17 protein-coding genes are annotated in these 20,936 nt (G+C 57.1%); 14 read left to right on the forward strand and 3 right to left on the reverse strand.

All coding sequences use genetic code 11. The annotated features are described in order from the left end of the window. Positions 1-43 precede the first annotated feature (43 nt). Both FHR99_RS04215 and FHR99_RS04220 read right to left on the reverse strand, forming a co-directional pair. A complete protein-coding gene (locus tag FHR99_RS04215) occupies positions 44-1,147 on the reverse strand; it encodes an amidohydrolase family protein (RefSeq protein WP_183409286.1) in 1,104 nt (367 codons plus the stop codon). A 127-nt stretch (positions 1,148-1,274) separates the two neighbouring features. Continuing rightward, complete coding sequence (locus FHR99_RS04220) at positions 1,275-2,438, reverse strand: pyridoxal phosphate-dependent aminotransferase (RefSeq protein WP_183409287.1); 1,164 nt, start codon at positions 2,436-2,438, stop codon at positions 1,275-1,277. Between the two features lie 231 nt (positions 2,439-2,669). On the opposite strand from FHR99_RS04220, the gene dksA reads away from it, so the two are divergent. The 11 genes from dksA (at position 2,670) to panD (ending at position 14,248) form a co-directional block, all read left to right on the forward strand. Continuing rightward, a complete protein-coding gene (gene dksA / locus FHR99_RS04225; protein WP_183409288.1) occupies positions 2,670-3,107 on the forward strand; it encodes an RNA polymerase-binding protein DksA in 438 nt (145 codons plus the stop codon). Positions 3,108-3,142: 35 nt separating this feature from the next. Next, entirely contained in the window at positions 3,143-4,033 is an 891-nt protein-coding gene (gene gluQRS, locus FHR99_RS04230; protein WP_183409289.1) for a tRNA glutamyl-Q(34) synthetase GluQRS, read from the forward strand. Between the two features lie 74 nt (positions 4,034-4,107). Further along, on the forward strand, positions 4,108-4,284 hold the full coding sequence (locus FHR99_RS04235) for a hypothetical protein (RefSeq protein ID WP_183409290.1): 177 nt from the start codon (positions 4,108-4,110) through the stop codon (positions 4,282-4,284). Continuing rightward, positions 4,274-7,270 (forward strand): ATP-binding protein, encoded by a 2,997-nt coding sequence (locus tag FHR99_RS04240; protein ID WP_183409291.1) that lies wholly within the window; start codon positions 4,274-4,276, stop codon positions 7,268-7,270. Before FHR99_RS04235 ends, FHR99_RS04240 begins: the two co-directional genes overlap by 11 nt. 140 nt (positions 7,271-7,410) lie before the next feature. Beyond that, positions 7,411-8,844, forward strand: coding sequence for a sigma-54-dependent transcriptional regulator (locus tag FHR99_RS04245; protein ID WP_183409292.1), 1,434 nt, complete (start codon positions 7,411-7,413; stop codon positions 8,842-8,844). Between the two features lie 478 nt (positions 8,845-9,322). Then, complete coding sequence (pcnB, locus tag FHR99_RS04250; RefSeq protein WP_343067379.1) at positions 9,323-10,684, forward strand: polynucleotide adenylyltransferase PcnB; 1,362 nt, start codon at positions 9,323-9,325, stop codon at positions 10,682-10,684. Next, on the forward strand, positions 10,684-11,178 hold the full coding sequence (folK, locus tag FHR99_RS04255; protein WP_183409293.1) for a 2-amino-4-hydroxy-6-hydroxymethyldihydropteridine diphosphokinase: 495 nt from the start codon (positions 10,684-10,686) through the stop codon (positions 11,176-11,178). The genes pcnB and folK overlap by 1 nt, the downstream gene beginning before the upstream one ends. After that, positions 11,179-11,829, forward strand: coding sequence for a deoxynucleoside kinase (locus tag FHR99_RS04260; RefSeq protein ID WP_183409294.1), 651 nt, complete (start codon positions 11,179-11,181; stop codon positions 11,827-11,829). Between the two features lie 12 nt (positions 11,830-11,841). Further along, a complete protein-coding gene (gene panB, locus FHR99_RS04265) occupies positions 11,842-12,633 on the forward strand; it encodes a 3-methyl-2-oxobutanoate hydroxymethyltransferase (protein ID WP_183409295.1) in 792 nt (263 codons plus the stop codon). Positions 12,634-12,925: 292 nt separating this feature from the next. Continuing rightward, the gene (panC, locus tag FHR99_RS04270; protein WP_183409296.1) at positions 12,926-13,810 is read left to right on the forward strand and encodes a pantoate--beta-alanine ligase; all 885 of its coding nucleotides are present in this window, start codon (positions 12,926-12,928) and stop codon (positions 13,808-13,810) included. Positions 13,811-13,867: 57 nt separating this feature from the next. After that, positions 13,868-14,248 carry an aspartate 1-decarboxylase gene (gene panD / locus FHR99_RS04275; RefSeq protein WP_183409297.1) on the forward strand — a complete coding sequence of 127 codons (381 nt, stop codon included), beginning with the start codon at positions 13,868-13,870 and terminating at the stop codon, positions 14,246-14,248. Between the two features lie 81 nt (positions 14,249-14,329). Here the strand turns inward: panD and FHR99_RS04280 are convergent, their stop codons facing one another. After that, positions 14,330-15,469, reverse strand: a complete 1,140-nt coding sequence (locus tag FHR99_RS04280) for an acyl-CoA dehydrogenase family protein (protein WP_183409298.1) — start codon at positions 15,467-15,469, stop codon at positions 14,330-14,332. Positions 15,470-15,600: 131 nt separating this feature from the next. Between FHR99_RS04280 and imuA the strand changes: the two genes are divergently transcribed. The 3 genes from imuA to FHR99_RS04295 are packed head-to-tail and all read left to right on the forward strand — an operon-like array spanning position 15,601 to position 20,930. Beyond that, complete coding sequence (imuA, locus tag FHR99_RS04285; protein ID WP_183409299.1) at positions 15,601-16,353, forward strand: translesion DNA synthesis-associated protein ImuA; 753 nt, start codon at positions 15,601-15,603, stop codon at positions 16,351-16,353. Further along, positions 16,353-17,801, forward strand: coding sequence for a Y-family DNA polymerase (locus FHR99_RS04290; protein ID WP_183409300.1), 1,449 nt, complete (start codon positions 16,353-16,355; stop codon positions 17,799-17,801). The genes imuA and FHR99_RS04290 overlap by 1 nt, the downstream gene beginning before the upstream one ends. After that, a complete protein-coding gene (locus tag FHR99_RS04295; RefSeq protein WP_183409301.1) occupies positions 17,802-20,930 on the forward strand; it encodes an error-prone DNA polymerase in 3,129 nt (1,042 codons plus the stop codon). Positions 20,931-20,936 lie beyond the last annotated feature (6 nt).

Consider the following 20,936-nt stretch of genomic DNA (forward strand, 5'->3'; position numbering starts at 1 on the left):
ACCAGATGCGCTGTCCGCCAACGACATTTTGAACAGCCCGGCGCTAGGGCTTCTGCTCCTCGCCGGACTCAACGTCTACTGGATCCGCCAGCGCCAAATTAGGCTCGTCCGAAACGGCAATAGTACCGGCGCCGCGCGGAGGCAGCAGCACCATTGCATTGCGATGAGAGACTTTCTCAGCAGTCTCTGCATCCAGCTTCTGCAACAACACTTCATATCCCGCAAGGTTTCTGCCCAAGCCCTTAAACTTGCCGACCTTGTCACTGCCCAGCAAAAAGCGATCAGGAAACTCTTCAATCAGCTTGAGCCAGTGCTTATCAACCTTCCCTTGATCCTTGAACAAATAATGATCGCGCACACTCCAGGTCAGATCGATATGGAGATTGTCATAGCGCTTGAGCAGATAACGCAGAATATCCGGCAAGTTGGCAATCGGCTTCTGTAAGGCCTCTACCGATTCACTGGTACCCGCATGCGCCAACACGAATTTCGTAGACGGGTTATATTTAAGTGCATTTTCCAGCTCGCCCTGATAGATGGGCTCGTCCTCCCGCAAGGAAGACAAATTACTGTGCAGCAACACCGGAAGTTGATGTCGCGCAGCCACCTTGTAAACCTTCATTAATGCCGGGTGATCAGCTCGTGCGGTTTCGCCATTGGTCAATGCAGTCAAGGCATCGTGACGCGTCAGAATTTCACCAATCCCTTGCCACAAGCCTGGATACCGGGCAATCAACATCTCGACCTGCCCTGCCGCATTCATATCGGTCGGATTAAAACCGCTGATAAACGGTGCAAATCGCTCACGCTGCGCTTCTGGCAAATCCATCAAATCGCGAGCGAGAATATCATCGGTCCCACTGTAGTAATACAACGGCGATTCATCGCCGAGATAATAGCGTGGCCGTTTGGGCGCACTGGCATCCCACTTCTTAATCACGGGCAAGCCAAAGATCCAGGCCTTATCGACGCCCGCCTCATCCATGGCTTCGAGCAGCTCGCGGGTGCCGCCGGTTTCCTGCATGAAATTTACGTAGTGAAGATGGGCATCAACCCGCACCAGCCGTGACGGTGGTTCCGCTTTCGCAGGAACCGATACGGCGGCCGCTAGAAAAAATGAAACTATATATGACTTCTTTGAACGCATGACACTCCTCCAGTGCGCTCAAAGACTGGCGATTCCGTTGTCAGGTTCCCGCTCCAGAGGAGCAATGGTAATTGTTTACAGCCCCAACCGTTGAAGTACTCCGTAGTGTCCAGAAAGCGCGACAGTTTTATCCGCCAAACAACTTTCTCAGCCGTAAAACGGCCTCTTCCAAACGCTCCATCGACGTGGTGTAGGCAAAGCGAACGTGCTCATCTGAGCGGTAGCGCCCGAAATCTGCGCCCGGGGTAATCGATATCCCATGCTCCTCGAGCAGGGTTCTGCAGAACTCGGCACTGTTTTGCCCAAAGGATTCAATACCGGCATACAGATACAAGGCACCCGCTGGCGTGGTCGGCAGGGTAAAGCCGAGCCGGCGAAGCTCCGGCAGCAGAAAATCCCGACGCCGCTTAAATTCATCGCGACGGCTATCGAGAATGGCACGAGTTTCCGGCTCAAAAGCCGCCAGGGCACCGAATTGGCCCATGGTCGACATGGAAATAAACAGGTTTTGCGCCATGCGCTCCAGATGGGGAATCGCATCTTCCGGCGCAACCAGCCAGCCCAGGCGCCAGCCGGTCATACCGAAATACTTAGAGAAACTATTGATCACAAAGGCCCGATCGGTGATCGACAGGATACTGGCCGCCTTTTCGTTGTAATCGAGGCCATGGTAAATCTCGTCGACAATCAGATGCCCCTTGTTGTGTTCACATAGCGCATGCAGCTCGCGCAATTCATCGGCGCTTAGAATTTCGCCCGTCGGATTGGCCGGCGAAGCGACGATCGCGCCGACGGTATTATCGCGCCAAGCCGCTTCGGCCTTGGCAGCGGTCAGCTGATAGCGATCTTCCGGACCGACCGGGACCAATTGCCCCTCTCCTTCAACCAAGCGAAAGAAATTGCGGTTGCAGGGATAACCGGGGTCTGTCATCAAAATCCCGTCGCCCGGATTCAACAGCAAGCCGGAAATCAACAGCAGCGCGCCTGAGGCACCCGGCGTGACCATAATCCGCTCTGGCGAAATATCAAGACAGTAATCTGTTTTGTAGTAGCGGGAGATCGCCTCGCGCAGTTGCGGCAAGCCCGCCGCCTGACTGTAGTGGGTCTCGCCGCGAGCCAAGGCTTCCTGCGCCGCGCGTACAATCGGTTCTGCCGTCGAAAAATCCGGCTCCCCGGCCTCCAGTCGCACAATATCCCGCCCCTGAGCAGCCAACTGCTTGGCGCGGGTCAGCACCTCCACGACACGAAAGGGCTCGATATCATTCAGGCGGCTGGCATAGGGTCTGACCAAGGTGTTACCTCCGGAAAAAGCCTTATGTTACCAGTCGTAGCCTTTGTCGCCACCGTCTAAACAGGCCAGAAGAGGCTATACTTAACCACTCGGCACGGTTTACTCCGACAGCCTTTTTGTTATGGCGCGCGTCCGAGTAATCTGGTAGCTTTGCCGCTTTAGCGCCGGGGGTGGCAGGTTTAAAGGCCTTGCTACGGCGCACTTCCAGTCGTTGATGGAGACATTGAATCAATGCCAGCAAAGCAAAAAGAAGCGGGAGTGTTCAAAAACTTTGAGCCCTACAAACCGAAAAAGGGCGAAGAGTACATGAACGATAAGCAGGTGGAGCACTTCCGCAACATTCTGCTCAAATGGAAAGCTGAACTCATGGAAGAGGTTGACCGCACGGTAACCCACATGAAGGATGAGGCTGCCAACTTCCCTGATCCGGCGGACCGAGCGACTCAAGAAGAGGAATTCAGCCTCGAGCTGCGTACCCGCGACCGCGAGCGCAAGCTGATCAAGAAAATCGAATCGACCCTGAACCGTCTCGACAACGACGATTACGGTTATTGCGATACCTGCGGTGTGGAAATCGGCATCAAGCGTCTTGAAGCTCGTCCTACCGCCAACCAGTGTATTGACTGCAAGACGCTGGACGAAATCAAGGAAAAGCAGGAACACGGTTGATCCTGCCCGGGCGGCTGCGGCCGCCCAACCACCTCATGCCTTCCGCTGAACATCCCTATATCGGTCGTTTTGCCCCCTCGCCAACCGGTCCACTCCATATTGGCTCCCTGATTGGCGCGCTCGCAAGCTTTCTAGACGCCAGAGCTAACCACGGGCAATGGCTGCTGCGCATGGAAAACATTGATCCGCCCAGAGAAATAGCCGGTTCTGACGAACGTATTCTGAATACCCTGCGCAGACACGGTTTGCATTGGGACGGCCCCATGCTGGAACAGTCGACTCGTTCGAAAGCCTACGACGCCGCCCTGCAAACACTACTGGACGCTGGCCTGGCCTTTCGGTGCAGCTGCTCGCGGCGACAGCTTGCTGAGTTTGAAGGGATTCACCGAGGTCATTGCGTAGCCGAGGTCAATCCGAATGACTGCGCCATTCGGCTCGCCGTGCCCGACGAGCTCTGGCAGGCGCACGATCGTCTGCAGACACCGATTCAACAGAACCTTGCCCGCGACGTCGGAGACTTTATTCTGAAACGACGCGATGGTTACTACGCCTACCAACTGGCCGTGGTGGTCGATGATGCGTTTCAGGGTATTACCCACGTTGTGCGCGGTTCCGATCTGTGGGTCTCCACACCGCGCCAACGATTTCTGCAACAACAGCTTGGCTTTTCCAGCCCGAGCTACCTGCACTTCCCGGTGATTATCGGCAGTGACGGCCACAAACTCAGCAAACAGACCTTTGCCGCTGCGGTTGATGACAGCCGCGCCTGCGACAACCTCCTGCTAGCCCTGCGCTTTCTGAACCAGCCTTTGCCCACTGGCCCTAACACCGCCAGTGTCGAGGCCATTCTGGAGCACGCCATTCAGCACTGGGACACCCGATATCTACCCCCGTTCATGGGGCAGCCAGAATCCAACTTTTACTGAAGCGTACTCATCTGGCGTTTTACTTTCACAAATAGCCTCTATTACCATTGGGCTTCAGTCCGAGAGGCCCGGCAATGCTGATACATTCATCCCTGATCCTGCTGTTTTCAGTGTTTTTCCTGTTCACGCCCTCGCTCGAACAGTGGCTGCTCAACGACAGTATCGCTTGGTACCGACCTCACCTGATCTGGCTGGGCGTTGTGGTTTTTGTGTTTATCAGCCAGCAGGATCTCACTCAGGATGAACGCTGATTTCATCACCCTCTTTCTGCTGGGTTCGGTCTATCTGATTATTCTGTTCGCCATTGCCTACGCGGCCGAACAGCGCGTGCTGGCCGATTGGCTAAACCGCCACCCCGCCACCTATGTGCTGTCGCTCGGCGTTTTTGTCAGCGCCTATGGTATCTACGGCGTGGTCGATCAGGCCCAGGACGCCGGCTACAGTTACATGAATTACTACCTCGGCACCGCGACGGCTTTCATCGTCTACCCGCTCCTGATTGCCCCGCTGATGCGAATCTGTCAAAGCTATCGACTGGGCTCGCTGGCTGACTTGCTGACCTTCCGCTTTCGCAGCCAGGTCGCCGGCTCGGTCGTCACCCTGTTTATGCTAGTGGCCATGCTGCCGCTGATGACCCTGCAAATTCAGGCGGTTTCCGAATCCATGCAGGTCTTGAGTGGTCGCCCGGAAAACCTGGCAGACAGCCGACAACAGCGCGACCTGCTGGCCTTTCTATTCTGCGTCGTGATTATCGTCTTCGCGATCCTGTTTGGTTCGCGTCACCTCAACTCCCGCGAGAGTCACCGGGGGCTGGTTACTGCCATTGCCTTTGAATCCGTGGTCAAGCTGGTCGCACTGAGCCTTACCGGCATTTTCAGCGTCATCTATGTCTTCGGCAGCTTTGAAAATATGCAGAGCTGGCTAGCCGGGCAGGAAGATTTGATCAGCGCACTTAATCAACCAGCGGGTGGCGATACCACCCGGATGGCGCTGGTTATGTTTTTTGCCAGCGCAGTGTGTCTGCCCCACGTATTCCACCTGGTGTTTGCCGAAAACCCCAATGCCAGGAATCTGCGAATTGCCAGCTGGGCAGTGCCGCTCTATTTACTGCTGATCAGCCTGCCAGTCTTTCCGATACTCTGGGCGGGCGAAGCTCAGGGCACCGGAGCACCGGCGCAGTATTATTCTCTGATTATCGGTAAGGAAAGCGGCCACAACTGGCTTTCCTACGTCACGTTTATTGGCGGGCTATCGGCGGCCAGCGGCGTCATCATTGTCGCCACCCTCGCACTGGCCAACATGTCGCTGAACCACCTGATCCTCCCACTGTATCAACCGGACAACAAAGTCGATATCTACCACTGGCTGCTGCGAACCCGCCAGCTGCTCATCGCCGTCATTATCGCCGCCGGCTTCCTGTTTTACTTTGCCACCCCCGATAGCAACACCCTCAGCCAGCTCGCCATTGCCGCGGTGTCCGGCTGCGTGCAGTTTTTCCCCGGCGCCCTCGCCATCCTTTACTGGCCTCACGCCAATAGCTACGGCTTTATCAGCGGTCTGGCTGCCGGCTTTGCGGTCTGGGCGCTCGGGTCTTTGGCCACACTGGTAGATCTGGTGGACTCCAGCCTACTACTGTCATTTTATGTGGGCAGCCTGCCGGAAGAATCGAACTGGGTGGCGGTAGTCGCACTGTCGCTGACCGCAAACGCGCTGGTATTTATCGCCGTTTCCCTGCTGACCAATACCCGCGACGAAGAACGCATCGCCGCCGAAGTGTGCACGCTGGACGACCTGAATCGCCCAGTCCGCCAGATTCTGGATTTACGCGATGCCGCCGAAATGCAGCAAAGACTTGCCTACGCGCTGGGTGACAATGTGGCCCACCGGGAAGTCGCCCGAGCGCTGGAAGAACTGCAACTCAATCCCGACGAACGCCGACCCTACGCCCTGCGTCGGCTACGTGACCGGATTGAAATCAATCTGTCAGCCCTGATGGGCCCGGGCGTGGCAAAATCACTGGTGGATCAGCAACTGCCCTACGCTTCTGACCCCAGCGCCAGCAGCGAAGACATCACCTTTATCGAAAGCCGGCTGGAACTTTATAACGCCCACCTTACAGGGCTAGCCGCTGACCTGAACAACCTGCGCCGCTATCACCGCCAGACACTGGATGAACTGCCTATTGGTCTCTGCTCGCTGGGCAGCGACGGTGAAATACTGATGTGGAACCGGGCCATGAGCGACATTTCCGGTATCGCCAGTGACGATATCACCGGCTCACGCCTGACGGATCTCGCCGACGACTGGCAAACGCTGCTGCAAGAGTTTCAGGCGAGCAGCGATTTGCACTGGCGCAAGCACACTCTGGAAACAGACCAGCACGCCCGCATACTCAATCTGCACAAAGCCGCGGTAGACCCGCTGGCCCGCAGTGAGCAGGTGATTATTGTCGAAGATGTGACCGACACCCACCTGATGGAAAACAAACTCACCCATCAGGAGCGACTCGCCTCCATAGGTCGCCTGGCCGCCGGGGTCGCGCACGAAATCGGCAACCCGGTCACCGGCATTGCCTGTCTCGCACAGAATCTGCTTTATGATTCCGAGGAGCCCGAGGTACTGGAAAGTGCCGACCAGATCATCAAGCAGACCCAGCGCATCACCGGCATCGTGCAGAGTTTGGTGAACTTCGCTCATCAGGGCCGCGACAACCAGAGCACACAGATAGAAGCGGTGGATATCCGGCACTGCATCAACGAGGCCATTCAGCTGCTGTCGCTGGACCGGGAAGCCACACAGGTTGAATTCAGCAACCGTTGTCCAAACGGCGCGCTGGCCGCAGCCGAAACCCAGCGCCTGATTCAGGTTCTGATCAACCTGCTGGCCAATGCCCGCGATGCCAGTGACCCGGGCGGTGTGATTGTGGTCGATGCGGAGCCCGTAACACCCACGCCCGAACAAGCGGCTGATACAATTGCGCCTTCCGCTATCAAGCTGTCGGTCTGCGACAACGGCAGCGGCATCCCCGCCCACGCTCTGGAAAAAATCTTCGAGCCTTTCTTTACTACCAAAGAGCCGGGAAAAGGTACCGGGCTGGGCCTGGCGCTGGTCTACAACATTATTGAAGATCTGAACGGCGACATCAGCATCGAAAGCCCCGTTGCCGATACCGGCCGCGGTACCTGTGTGCATATTACCCTCCCCGCCTATCAAACCGGCGGCGCATCTCCTGTCTAACAGAAAGGCAATATCGCGGGGCTGGCAAAAGCCCCGTTGAAACGGTATGTTTAAATGTTACGAACGCGTGGGCAGATCGGTAACAGTTTGCCCGCAAGCCGCGCCCGGCTCTACGATTCAGCCCGATTTGCGAGTGTGAAATGAGTGACATCCTGATAGTCGAAGACGAAGACGTAATCCGCAAAGCCCTGCGACGCTTGCTGGAACGCAACGATTACGCCGTACAGGAAGCCTCCTCAGTTGCCGAGGCCCAGCAGAATTTCACGCTCGATGATTTCGACCTGATCATCTCCGACCTGCGCCTGCCCGGCGCCCCCGGCACCGAATTGATCCAGCTCACCGAATCGCCGGTACTGATCATGACCAGCTACGCCAGCCTGCGCTCGGCGGTGGATTCGATGAAACAGGGTGCGGTGGATTACGTGGCCAAACCCTTTGACCACGATGAAATGCTGGAAGCGGTTAAGCGCAATATCGAAGCTCACTCCGACGCCGCAGAAGCCAATGGCAGCCGCACCCGTCGCAAAGGGCTTCGCGGTCAACCCCAGCTGGGCGAGATGATCGGTAGCTGTAAAACCATGGCTACCCTGTACGAGCGCATTAAAAAGGTGGGGCCCACCGAAGCCACCGTGTTAATTCACGGCGAGACCGGCACCGGCAAGGAGCTGGTTGCCAAGGCTATTCACAACCGCAGCAGCCGTGCCGACAAGCCCATTATCTCGGTGAACTGTGCGGCCATTCCGGAAACCCTGATTGAGTCGGAGCTGTTCGGTTACGAGAAAGGAGCCTTTACCGGCGCCAACGCGAGCCGTATCGGCCTGATCGAAGCTGCTGATGGCGGCACACTCTTCCTCGACGAAATCGGCGAACTGCCCATGGAAGCTCAGGCCCGCCTGCTGCGCTTTATCCAGGAAAACGAAATCCGTCGCATTGGTTCGGTCAATGCCCGCACCGTCGACGTTCGCCTGATCTGCGCCACCCACCGCGACCTGAAGTCCATGGCCCGCGACCATGAGTTTCGGGAAGACCTTTATTACCGGATCGGCGTTGTCAGGCTGGAGCTGCCGCCCCTCCGGGAGCGCGGCAAGGATATCCTCGAAATTGCCGAAGCGATATTGAAGCGCTGCTGCGAACGCCTCGACAAGGGCGACATGCACTTTTCGCCCAAGGCCATTCAGGCCATCACCACCTATATCTGGCCGGGCAATATTCGCGAGTTGGAAAACGCAGTGGAACGTGCGGTGATCCTCAGCGACGGAGAGGAAATCGACAACGATCTACTCGATATTGATCTGGAACTGGTCGATGTCAGCCAGATGCGCAGCAGCAAACCCAAACCTGCCTCTGGCAGCAAACCCCGCCGCGAGGCAGAGCCCAGCAAACCCAAAAGCAGCAATCTGGACCCCAGCGAAGACCTGTCACTGGAAGACTACTTCCAGCGCTTTGTTCTGGAGCACCAGGATTCCATGAGCGAGACCGAGCTGGCCCAGAAACTGGGGGTTAGCCGCAAGTGTTTGTGGGAACGCCGGCAACGCTTGGGCATTCCGCGAAAGAAAAGTTCTAAATCCGCATAACGCAGTGCGAAAACGCGCCAACTCGGAAATTAGTTCCCTGAAACGCCACTTTTTCACAAAACACGTCAAAATCGGCGTTACCCAAAATGGTAAAAGTAACAGCCATCGGGCAGAACAGTAACAATACGCACTAATACTTAGTGAAAGCTAGTACCGAATAATTAGATTAAACAATTGTTTTTAAAGGATATTTAAAAGTTGGCACAGTAGGTGCTATAAGTACTCGCAAATAACAATAATACTGAAAAAAAATAATAATAAGAGCAGAAAAACTAATAAAAACAATTGCATAGAGACCTGGATGGGGAAGACGCTGTTTTCCCCTTCTTCATTTCTGGCCCCCGTAAAATTACCTACTCTTCTTCTGCCTCGAATGACCGAGCCGCGCCCCACAACAATGAAATGCTGCGTAGAAAATGTTCTATGCTAGAATGCGCCGCTTACTGATTCGCCCGTTTTAACAACTGAATGGATCTAAGTGGCTAATCTCTGGACAAAAATTACTTCTGCCGTGACACGCAAACCCAGCGCGGAAAAACTTCCCCGGGTGCTCAGCCGTGACGAACACGTGGTTTCCCGCAAGCAGATCAGCGACAACGCGCTTAAAGTGATGCACCGCCTGCGCAGCGGTGGCTTTGACGCATTTCTCGTAGGCGGCGGCGTTCGCGACCTGATGCTGGGCAAGCAGCCCAAGGACTTTGACATTGCCACTGATGCGACACCGGAAGAAGTTCGCCAGCTGTTTCGCAACAGCCGCATCATCGGCCGCCGTTTCAAGATCGTTCACGTACGCTTTGGGCGCGAAATTATCGAAGTCACTACCTATCGCGGCAGCCACGAAGACGGCAATGCCAAATCCGCGGTTGCGGGCGAAAGTGGCATGCTGCTGCGCGACAACGTTTACGGCACTCTCGAAGAAGACGCCATACGCCGGGACTTCACCGTTAACGCGCTCTACTATTGCAGCGATAAGTTCACCGTACACGATTATGTAGGCGGCCTGAGCGATCTGGAAAAACGCGAGGTACGCATTATCGGCGATGCCTCCAGCCGCTATCAGGAAGACCCGGTGCGCATGCTGCGCGCGGTTCGCTTTGCGGCAAAGCTCGACTTTACACTCGAGAAACGCACCGCTGCCCCATTGCAGCAGCTGGCGCCGCTGTTGGAACAAATACCGGCCGCGCGCCTGTTCGACGAAGTGCTGAAACTCTTTATGGAAGGCCAGGCACTGCGCGTCTACGCCCTGCTCAAGCACTACAACTTGTTCCGCCCCCTGTTCCCCGCGACCCAGGCCGTGCTCGACAGCGGCGACAGCAGTGCGTCCGCCCTGATTGAGCAAGGTCTGATCAATACCGATACCCGCATTGGCCAGAACAAACCCGTCACGCCCGCCTTTATCTTTGCCATTATGCTGTGGCCGGTGGTACGTCGGGAAATGGCGCAGCTTCAGGCAGAAGGCATGCCTGAAATCCCTGCTCTGCATCAGGCGGCCCAGAACGTCGTGTCTGCCCAGCAGGCGCACACCTCGATTCCCAAGCGCTTCTCCATGCCCATGCGCGACATCTGGGAACTGCAACTGAGATTGCCCCGCCGCACCGGGCGCCGAGCACAGGAACTGCTGGAACACCGCTATTTCCGTGCCGGCTATGATTTCCTGTTGCTGCGCGAGCAGTCGGGTGAAATCCCGGAAGAGTTGGGCCCCTGGTGGACAGCTTTTCAGGAAGCCGACGAAAGCGCCCGCGACGGTATGCAGAAAAAGGTGGCGGGCGATCGCTCATCGCGCGGTAACGGCCGCCGCCGTCGCAAGCCGCGTCACCGGAAGTCGCCGCGACCGTCCTGATGCATACCTGCCATATTGGCCTCGGCAGTAATCTTGACGAGCCTCTTCATCAATTGAAGCGCGCATTGGCCGCCCTCGGCGATCACCCGTCGATTGAGGTACGCAAGGTATCCAGCTTTTACGGCAGCAAAGCGGTCGGCCCCGGCGAGCAACCCGACTTTGTGAATGCGGTGGTCGAGCTTGCAACCTCGCTGGAGCCCATCCCCCTGCTGCATACCCTGCAGTCCATCGAACAGCAACACGGGCGGGTACGCACCATCCGCTGGGGTGCTCGCACGCTCGATCTGGATATTCTTCTCTATGACCAGCTCGAGCTCGACTCCGCCGAACTCACCATTCCTCACCCCCGCCTGCAGGATCGGCCCTTTGTTGTTGTTCCGCTTGAAGAAATTGCCCCCGATCTGGCGCTGCCGGATGGAACTTGCGTGGCGAGCCTATTAGACTACGCGAGCCGCAACGATGTCTGGCGGCTGCCTTTACGGGATGGAGTGTAGATGACAGAAAATACCGAGCTTCCGGACTTTATTGCGATCGAAGGCCCGATCGGTGTGGGCAAAACCACGCTTACCCAGAAGCTGGCAGATCATTTCGGCTACCACACGATGCTGGAACGAGCCGATGAGAACCCCTTTCTCGAGCGCTTTTATAAAAATCGCCGTCAATCCGCCCTGGCAACTCAGCTGTTCTTCTTGTTTCAGCGCGCCGAACAGCTCGATGAGATCAAACAAGCGGACCTGTTTGCGCCACGCCGGGTCGCTGATTTTCTGATGCAGAAAGACCGGCTGTTTGCCCGCGCCAACCTGGATACCGAAGAGATGGCGCTCTACGACAAGGTCTACGAACAGATGACCCTTGATGCGCCGGTTCCCGATCTGGTTATCTATCTGCAGGCGCCGGCTGATGTCTTGATGAATCGCATTCAGAACCGCGGCATTCGTTACGAACAGCGGGTTGAACGCACGTATCTCGAAACCATCAACGAGATTTACAGCGAGTTCTTCCACTACTACGATGCCTCACCGCTGCTGATCATTAACGCGGAAGAAATCGACTTTGCCAATAACGAACGTGATTTCCGGCAACTTGTCGACTATATTCCGCGCATTCGCAGTGGCCGCCATTATTTCAACCCGAGCCTGGTGTAACGGGAGTCGCCCATGAACAAAATCAGCCCTCAGTCCCTTGCGGCCAAAAAAGCCAAGGGCGAGAAATTCGCCGTATTGACTGCCTACGATGCGACCTTCGCCCGGGTTGTCGACGAAGCCGGCATCGATGTAATTCTGGTCGGCGATTCACTGGGCAATGTCCTTCAGGGCCATACCAGCACCCTGCCCGTCAGCGTCGAGGACATGTGCTACCACACCGCCTGCGTGGATCGCGGCACCGAAAAGGCCCTCATTGTTGCCGACCTGCCCTTTGGCAGCTACAACACCATCGACGATACCCTGAGCAATGCCACCGCATTGATGCAGTCCGGCGCCCATATGGTCAAACTCGAAGGTGGTCAATGGCTGTGCGAGAGCATCCGCCTGCTGACCGAGCGCGGCATCCCCGTCTGTGGCCATCTGGGTCTGACCCCGCAATCGGTCAACACCCTGGGTGGCTTCAAGGTGCAGGGCCGGGATGAGGCCGGAGCCCGACGTATCATTACCGATGCCAAGGCGCTGGAAGACGCCGGCGCCAGCCTGCTGGTAGTGGAATGTGTACCAACCGAGCTCGGACAGCGCCTCAGCGAAGCCCTGACCATCCCGGTGATCGGCATTGGCGCAGGCCCACAGACCGACGCCCAGGTACTGGTTCTTCACGACTTACTGGGCATCTCGCGGCGAATTCCGAAGTTTGTTAAAAACTTCCTTGCAGACGCCCCGGACATCGCTACCGCCTTAGAAAACTACCGGGTTGCGGTAGAACAGGGTGAGTTTCCCGGCCCCGAGCACAGCTTCGACTGACCTTTTCCGCTGAAAGCCCCGAATGACGGGGCTTTCAGCACCTTCTGTTACGTTATATTGCCGCTTCTTTTGGTAACACAATCATTGTTTTTTTGTTACCGAAAAGCATTGAACCCCTCTAATGATTGGGGCATACTTGCCCGCCACTGTCCCATGTACACTTTGTAAACACTTGTGACAGTGGCTTCCGGCAACAGTGGAAGATGGGCGCCAGCCCGCAGCGAAAGCGGACTGACATCACAGCAACCTGCATCTGCATATCAGCGATGGCACGAGTAGGAAGTTGGGTGGTATGAAAACCTTCAGTACAACAGCGCGGCTGAGAGAAGCCCTGGCAAGCGAGCGACGCAACGGTCGCCGCATTGCGTTCGTGCCCACGATGGGCAACCTGCATGACGGCCATCTGCAACTGGTCCGTCGCGCCCGTGATCTGGGCGATATCGTCGTGGTCAGCATTTTCGTTAATCCGCTGCAGTTCGGCGCCAACGAAGATCTCGACAAATACCCCCGCACCCTCGCCGCCGACAAGGAAAAGCTGTTTGCGGAAGGCGTGCAGTACCTGTTCCATCCCGGTGTCGCCGAAATGTACCCCAATGGTATGGGTGTGCAGTCTATCGTTTCGGTTCCCGGTGTGTCCGAGCGCCATTGCGGCGCCAGCCGTCCCGGCCATTTTGATGGCGTTTCTACCGTCGTCACCAAGCTGTTCCAAATCGTGCAGCCCGACGTCGCTGTATTCGGCAAGAAAGATTTCCAGCAACTGGCCGTCATCAAGAAGATGGTCGCAGACCTGTGCATGCCGATTGAAATAGAAGGCGTGAACACAGCCCGCGATGAAGATGGCTTGGCCATGAGCTCACGCAACGGATTTTTATCCCGTGCCGAGCGCGAACTGGCTCCCTTCCTGCACAAAACCCTGCAGGAATGCCGCGATGCCATCGCCTGTGGCTTTGATAGCTATGATGAGCTGGAGCGTCACGCTCGTCTGGCCTTGCTGGATGCGGGCTTTGAACCCGATTATTTCTCGATCTGCGATGCCCAGACCCTGGACAAGGTGACTCTGGCCACCGAAGAAATTGTTATACTGGCAGCCGCTCGACTGGGAGCAACCCGGCTGATCGATAATGTCACCCTGAACTTCAATCCCAGCGCCGACTGGGGTATGCTTGCCGCCCAATAATTTGGGTCGGTTCATTCAGGCGCACGTTAAGGCAAGAGAGACAGAAAGGAACAGCGTATGCAGTCCACCATGCTGAAAGCCAAACTTCACAAAGCACGTGTTACTCACGCGGTGCTCAACTACGAAGGCTCCTGCGCCATCGACGGCAAACTATTGGACCTGGCCGGTCTACGTGAATACGAGCAGATCGATATTTACAACGTCACCAATGGCGAGCGTTTCACCACCTACATCATCCGTGGTGAAGACAACAGCGGCATTATCTCCGTCAATGGCGCAGCGGCTCACAAGGCCGGCGTTGGCGACACGATCATTATCTGCGCCTACGGCAGCTACTCCGAGGCCGAGCTGATCAACTTCAAGCCGCGCCTGATCTACATGAATCCGGACAACACAGTCAGCCACAGCAGCAATGCTATTCCGGTTCAGGTTGCCTGACTCCCATCAACGCAATCGCAAAAAAGAGGCCCTAGAGCCTCTTTTTTTATGTCCGCTATTTCTTCGTATAGCGTTCTATCGCTACAAACCCAAATCCCGCGCAATCAGGTTGCGTTGAATTTCCGGTGTGCCGCCGGCGTACATGGCCAGAAAGCTCTCTCGCATACGGCGCGGCATGGCGGTTTCGCTCAGATAGGCCTTCGCCCCGAGTAAACGCATGCCGTAGGTGATGATCTCGTGGGCACCCTCGGCGGCAAACACCTTCGCCATACTGATTTCCCTAACCGCCGGGCGCCCTGCCTGCAGCTTGCGGGCCGCAGAATAGGTCAGCAGGTTCATGGCTTCCAATCGAGTCGCCATATCGGCAATTTGATGCTGCACCGCTTGAAACTGCCCCACCGGCTGACCGAACTGCTTGCGGTGCTTCACGTGCTCCAGCACCTCATCCAGACTGGCCTGGGCTGCACCAATACAGCAGGCAGCGACGCTGAGCCGCTCCAGACCACCGCCGAGCATCAGCGTCGACCACCCGGCATTTTCCTCGCCCAGTCTGGCGCTCGTGGGCACGGTTACATTGCGGTACTCGACCTGACAGGACGCCACATCGTTACCGGCAATTTTGTCGAGCGGCGCAATACTAAGCCCCTCACTCGCGGTTGGTACGATAAACAGACTGACCGAACGGCTGGCCTTGCCTTCACTGTCCGTGCGCACGGCCGTCAGGATATAGTCCGCAACATCAGCGCCAGTGGTGTAGAGCTTGGTGCCATTGATTCGATAACCTTCGCTGTCAGCGGTCGCGCTGGCCTGAATACCAGCCGCATCGGACCCGGCATTGGGTTCAGTGAGGGCAAAACTGAATTTCAGACGCCCTTCGGCAATCCCTTTCACATACGTTTCCTGCTGCTCCGGGCTGCCGGCCATGGCCATCAGCGCTGCACAGATACCATTGATAAACAGGATATTGGTCGCGCTCATACTGTGCCGGGCCAGGATTTCATTGATCATGCACAACTCAACCAGCGTGCCGTCACTGCCACCCAGTGCCTTCGGCAGGCAGTGTGATAGCAGGCCGCTGGAGGCCATGGCCTGATGCAGGGCTTCGGGATAAACCGGGTTTCGATCCAGCTCGAATTCCTGCTCGGGCGGGCAATAGATGGCACAGAATTGCTCCACCCTCTCCTTGAATTCGGGAAAATCCAGCTCAGCCTGTAGATCCATAAGCCCTCGCTATATCCGTTAGCCTATCAATGTTGTCGGTTAATACATCAAAGTAGCATCAGCCCCCCTACTTGAAAAGCTCCCAATCTCCTGCCACCATAAACTGTATATTTATACAGCTATCAATTCCTATGGCTCGACTCAATGATCTGCTGAACAATCCGCAGTTATGGCGGAGCTCTCGCCGTAACCTGGCTGCCGAAGGCGATGCACTCAGCACGGGGCATCGCGCTCTGGATAAGGCCCTGCACAGCGGCGGCTGGCCCCGGGGTGGCAGTACCGAGCTGCTGTGTAACCACAGTGGCATTGGGGAGTTGAGCCTGCTGACCCCTGCACTTTCCGAACTCAGCCAACAGCAGACCATTGCCTGGTTGAATCCGCCCTTTCAGCCCAGCGCCCCCGCTCTTCAGCAGGCAGGCTTCTGCCTGAAGCACTGTCTGTTCATCGAAACGGGCAACCTGCGCGACCAACTCTGGGCCTGCGAAGAATTGCTGCGCTCTGCCACCTGTGCCGCCGTAATAAACTGGACCGGCAAGCAGCGGCTGAGCGACCGGGATTTGCGCCGCCTGCAACTGGCTGCCAGAGACAACCACTGCTGGCATATACATTTTCGCAGTGATCACTGCCACCGGCAGAGCTCTCCCGCCCCCCTGCGTATCGCCCTGCGCGCTCAGGAATCCGGGCTGGCGCTGGAGCTGTTCAAACAGAGTGGCGGGCCTTCCGGACAACAATTGCTGCTGCCCCGCGCGGAATTTCTATTGCATCAACAGCAGGCGGCCAGCGACTGGCCCACTCCTCGTCCCCGCCCATTGCGGCGCCGTCGCCTGCGGCTGGCCCGTCCTTTATCAACCACAAAACCTGCCTCCTCTCTGGAAATCCACTGATGTGGTTGTGCATTCGCTTTCCCCGGCTACTGCTGGACCAGCCTCTACCACCGGAGCCTCCGCTGAGCGGCCCTCAGGCACTGCTACGCAACAACCAGATTGAAGAAGTAAACCGTTCCGCCGCCGCTGCGGGCGTTCAGGCGGGGCAATCCCTGAGCACCGCCCGCAGCCTCTGCCCCGAGTTGCAATGCCGGACACCTGATCCGGAACGCATGCAGCAGCGGCTGTCGCAACTGGCCTTCTGGGGCTACCGCTTTACCCCGGAAGTCAGCCTTGCGGCACCCGACTGTCTGCTACTGAATATTCGCGGCTCACTAAAACTGTTTGCGGGTTTCCATCCGTTGTACCGCCGTCTGCGCAGCGGCTTTCGAAAGCGCCGGATTGCCGCCCGTTATGGCCTCGGCCATACCCCCCTAGCAGCCACCCTGCTGAGTCACCATGTCCATGAACTGACAGATTTGCTGGACAACAACGGGCAGCTCAATGAAAGCGCCGTGATTGCCCTACTGGATCAGTTACCCAGCCAATTTCTGCCCATTGAACCTAAACAACAGGAACGCTTATTAACGCTGGGCCTTAACACACTCAAGGACGTACGCAACCTGCCCAGCACAGCCCTGAGCCGCCGCTTTGGCAAACAGTTCGGTCAGCTGTTGGCACGGCTCTATGGTGAACAGGCAGACCCGCGCCCTTACTTTCAACCGCCGGATACTTTTTTCAGTGAGCGTCAGTTCAATGGCGAACTGACCCGCAGCGAGGAGCTGCGCTTTCCACTGGCCGGGCTATTGGATGAACTCGGTCATTTTCTGCAGCTCAAGCAATGGGTTTGCCGCGAACTGCGCTGGCATTTCTGCTACTGCGACGGCCAACACGATGAACTGCAATTGCCGGTTTCTCACGCACATTTTGACCGCCGCCAGTTGCTGACACTGGTCTTGCTGAAGCTCGAACACTACAGCCTGCGCGGCCCGGTGGATTCCCTTGCCCTGCACTGCGCGCGTTTTGAAACCGTGCAGCAGCGCAGCCATGAGCTCTTTCCCCAAGCCAGCCTGTTTGATCACGAGCGCCACGCTCGCTATCTGGCTCTGCTGGACAAGCTAAAAGCCCGACTCGGTAATAGCGCACTGTGGCAGCCAGTCCTGTCCAGCCGCCATCTGCCGGAACAGAGCACAACACGCAGCAGCACCGCCAAGCCCGCCGACACGATTTTTCCACAACGACCACTCTGGTTACTCCCGCACCCCCTTCGCCTGCAGGAACAACAGCAGCAACCCTACTGGCAAGGACCATTGACCTTGTTGCAAGGGCCGGAGCGTCTGGACAACCTATGGTGGCAACAGCGACAAGTGCGCGACTACTACATTGCTCGCACCAATCATAATGCCCTGTGCTGGGTTTACCGGGATTGCCTGCAGCAACGCTGGTATCTGCACGGCTGGTTTTCCTGAATGAAAGAGAGAAGCCAGAAACTACCGGCCTACGCCGAGCTGCACTGCCTCAGCAATTTTTCCTTTCTGCGCGGCGCCTCCCACCCCGGCGAGCTGGTCGAGCAAGCCGCCGCACTCGGTTACCGGGCGCTGGCACTGACCGATGAATGCAGCCTTGCCGGTGTGGTACGCGCCCATATCGCCGCCAAACAGTGCGGCATCAAACTGATTATCGGCGCGGAATTCCATCTCGACGAAGGCCTGTATCTGGCGCTGCTGGCACCGGACAAACGCGCCTATTCTGAACTGTCAGCCCTGATCAGCCGGGCGCGCCTGAACAGCCCAAAGGGCGAATACCAAATCAATTTGAAAGCCCTGACACACACTACCCGCCACTGCCTCGCACTGTGGCTGCCACCTTTTGAGCAAGGCGCTTTAGAGCAAGTTCGCCATTACGGCGATCATTTAAAGACCTTGTTCGACTCCCGCCTGTGGCTCGGTTTTCAGCGACTGCATCGCCAGGGCGAGCAGCTGTTTTACGAGCGTGTACTGGCACTGGCCGAGCAATTCGACTTACCCATAGTGGCCTGCGGCAGCGTGCTGATGCATCAGCGAGAACGCAAACCCCTGCAGGATACGCTGACCGCGATTCGCTTGAATAAGCCCATACAGAGTCTCGGCACAGAGCTGCTCGCCAACAGCGAACACTATCTGCGTGAGCGCTCCTGTCTCGTCAGGCTGTATCCCCCCGACTTGCTCAGCGAGACCCTGCGCATCGCCGAGCGCTGTCATTTTTCACTCGACGAATTGCGTTACCAGTACCCGGATGAAGTGGTACCAGAAGGTCGCAGCGCCACCGATTTTCTGCGCGAATTGAGTGAAGCCGGTGCCCGCCAACGCTGGCCCGACGGTGTGCCCGAAACAGTCACTCGCCTACTCGAACACGAACTGCAGTTGATCTCGGAACTGCGCTACGAGCACTATTTTCTGACGGTTTACGACATTGTTCAGTTTGCCCGCAGCCAGAATATTCTGTGTCAGGGGCGTGGCTCCGCCGCCAACTCCGCGGTGTGCTATTGCCTGTTTATTACCGAGGTTGACCCTTCTCGCGGCCAGCTTTTATTCGAGCGATTTATGTCACGAGAGCGCGATGAAGCACCGGACATCGACGTGGATTTTGAACACGAGCGCCGCGAAGAAGTCATTCAATACATCTACCGAAAATACGGTCGCGATCGCGCTGCACTGGCCGCCACCGTCATCACCTACCAGATGCGCAGTGCCGTGCGCGATGTGGGTAAGGCCCTCGGTTTTGACGAGACACTGATTAGCCAACTCAGCAAATCGCTCGCCTGGTGGGACAAGCGCGACGCCCTGTTGCAACGGCTACAGGAGTTAGGCTTACAAGGGCAGACGGCAAACCTGTTTTACTCACTGGTGCAGCAGATTTACGGTTTTCCGCGCCACCTGTCCCAACACGTGGGCGGCTTTGTCATCAGTCGCGATCCACTCGCCACACTGGTACCGCTGGAAAATGCCGCCATGGCGGAGCGCACTATCATTCAATGGGATAAAGAAGATCTCGAAGCCATGCACCTGATGAAGGTGGATGTGCTGGCACTCGGTATGCTCAGCAGCATTCGCAAAAGTCTGGCAATGCTCAGTCAGCAACAGGGGCACCCTTTCACCCTGCAGGATATTCCGGCCGAGGATCAGGCGACCTACGATATGCTCTGCCAGGCCGACAGCGTGGGCGTATTCCAGATTGAATCCCGCGCCCAGATGACCATGCTGCCGCGACTGGCACCGCGCTGTTTTTACGATCTCGTGATCCAGATTGCCATCGTCCGGCCCGGCCCGATTCAGGGCGATATGGTGAATCCTTATCTGCTCCGGCGGCAGGGACTGGAAAAAGTGGTTTATGAAAACGAAGGCATCAAAAAAGTGCTGGGGCGCACACTGGGCGTACCCATCTTTCAGGAACAGGTAATTCAGCTCGCCATGGTCGCGGCCGGTTTCAGTGGCGGCGAAGCAGATCAGCTGCGCCGGGCCATGGCCAGCTGGGGGCGCAACGGCCAACTACTGATTTTCCGTGACAAGCTGATCGAAGGCATGAAAAAAAACGGCTACAGCGAAGCCTTCTCCGAGCGTCTGTTCAATCAGATGAAAGGCTTTGGTGCCTACGGCTTCCCCGAATCTCACTCTGCCAGTTTTGCTCTGCTCGCCTACGCCTCGGCCTGGCTCAAGTGTCATCACCCCGCCGCGTTTTTTGCCGGTTTGCTGAACAGCCAGCCCATGGGTTTTTACAGCCCCTCGCAGCTCATTCAGGATGCCCGCCGCCACGGTGTGACCGTGCTGCCCTACTGCGTCAATCACAGCCACTGGGATTACACGCTGGAAAACCTGCACACGGCCAAGCCGCAACTGCGCATGGGACTGCGTCAGGTTAAGGGCTTTAACCAGATCGCTGCGCAACGCATTGTCGACAACCGGCAATCAAAGCCCTATGCCTCGCTGGCAGATTTTCTGGCGCGCGTACCCCTGAACAAACTGGAGCGCAATGCCCTGACCCGGGCCGATGTGTTTGCCAGCTTTAAACTTCACCGCCACCAGAGTCAGTGGCAGGTCAGCGCCAGCGAACAGAACGACGCTTTTCTGCCCGCCGCGCAGGATCTCGACGACGGCGTGACCTTACCCGCGCCCTCTGAGATTGCCGAGGTCCGCGCCGACTACAGTTTCAGCCGACTCAGTCTACGCCGCCATCCTCTGGCCCTGCTGCGCGAGCGGCCCCGCTTCAAAGGCTGCCGTCAGGCTAAGGAATTGCCTTATATCGATAACGGCCGCTTTATTCGCCTGGCCGGACTGGTGACCTGCCGGCAGCGGCCCGGTACCGCTTCTGGCGTGTTGTTTCTAACGCTGGAAGATGAAACCGGCAACAGCAATATTGTGGTCTGGAAGCAGGTGCAAGTTCAGTGTCGGCAAGCCATTCTCGGCGGCCGATTGGTGATTGTGAAAGGACTGGTGCAGCGATCTGCCCCGCCAAAGCGGGAAGGTTTTAGTACGCCCCCGGTGATTCATGTGGTGGCACTGCATATTGAAGACGCCACCAGCGAGCTGGCGCTCGAGGTGGCGTCACACGACTTTCACTAAATACGA

It is taken from the genome of Litorivivens lipolytica (assembly GCF_014191715.1).
In the GTDB taxonomy this organism is placed as follows: domain Bacteria; phylum Pseudomonadota; class Gammaproteobacteria; order Pseudomonadales; family Spongiibacteraceae; genus Litorivivens; species Litorivivens lipolytica.

Coding starts and splice junctions, on each gene's coding strand:
- dksA (WP_183409288.1), top strand. CDS start 2,670: ATGCCAGCAAAGCAAAAAGAAGCGGGAGTGTTCAAAAACTTTGAGCCC.
- FHR99_RS04290 (WP_183409300.1), top strand. CDS start 16,353: ATGTGGTTGTGCATTCGCTTTCCCCGGCTACTGCTGGACCAGCCTCTA.
- FHR99_RS04240 (WP_183409291.1), top strand. CDS start 4,274: ATGAACGCTGATTTCATCACCCTCTTTCTGCTGGGTTCGGTCTATCTG.
- panB (WP_183409295.1), top strand. CDS start 11,842: ATGAACAAAATCAGCCCTCAGTCCCTTGCGGCCAAAAAAGCCAAGGGC.
- panC (WP_183409296.1), top strand. CDS start 12,926: ATGAAAACCTTCAGTACAACAGCGCGGCTGAGAGAAGCCCTGGCAAGC.
- FHR99_RS04245 (WP_183409292.1), top strand. CDS start 7,411: ATGAGTGACATCCTGATAGTCGAAGACGAAGACGTAATCCGCAAAGCC.
- FHR99_RS04295 (WP_183409301.1), top strand. CDS start 17,802: ATGAAAGAGAGAAGCCAGAAACTACCGGCCTACGCCGAGCTGCACTGC.
- gluQRS (WP_183409289.1), top strand. CDS start 3,143: ATGCCTTCCGCTGAACATCCCTATATCGGTCGTTTTGCCCCCTCGCCA.
- folK (WP_183409293.1), top strand. CDS start 10,684: ATGCATACCTGCCATATTGGCCTCGGCAGTAATCTTGACGAGCCTCTT.
- panD (WP_183409297.1), top strand. CDS start 13,868: ATGCAGTCCACCATGCTGAAAGCCAAACTTCACAAAGCACGTGTTACT.
- FHR99_RS04260 (WP_183409294.1), top strand. CDS start 11,179: ATGACAGAAAATACCGAGCTTCCGGACTTTATTGCGATCGAAGGCCCG.
- FHR99_RS04280 (WP_183409298.1), bottom strand. CDS start 15,469: ATGGATCTACAGGCTGAGCTGGATTTTCCCGAATTCAAGGAGAGGGTG.
- FHR99_RS04235 (WP_183409290.1), top strand. CDS start 4,108: ATGCTGATACATTCATCCCTGATCCTGCTGTTTTCAGTGTTTTTCCTG.
- imuA (WP_183409299.1), top strand. CDS start 15,601: ATGGCTCGACTCAATGATCTGCTGAACAATCCGCAGTTATGGCGGAGC.
- FHR99_RS04215 (WP_183409286.1), bottom strand. CDS start 1,147: ATGCGTTCAAAGAAGTCATATATAGTTTCATTTTTTCTAGCGGCCGCC.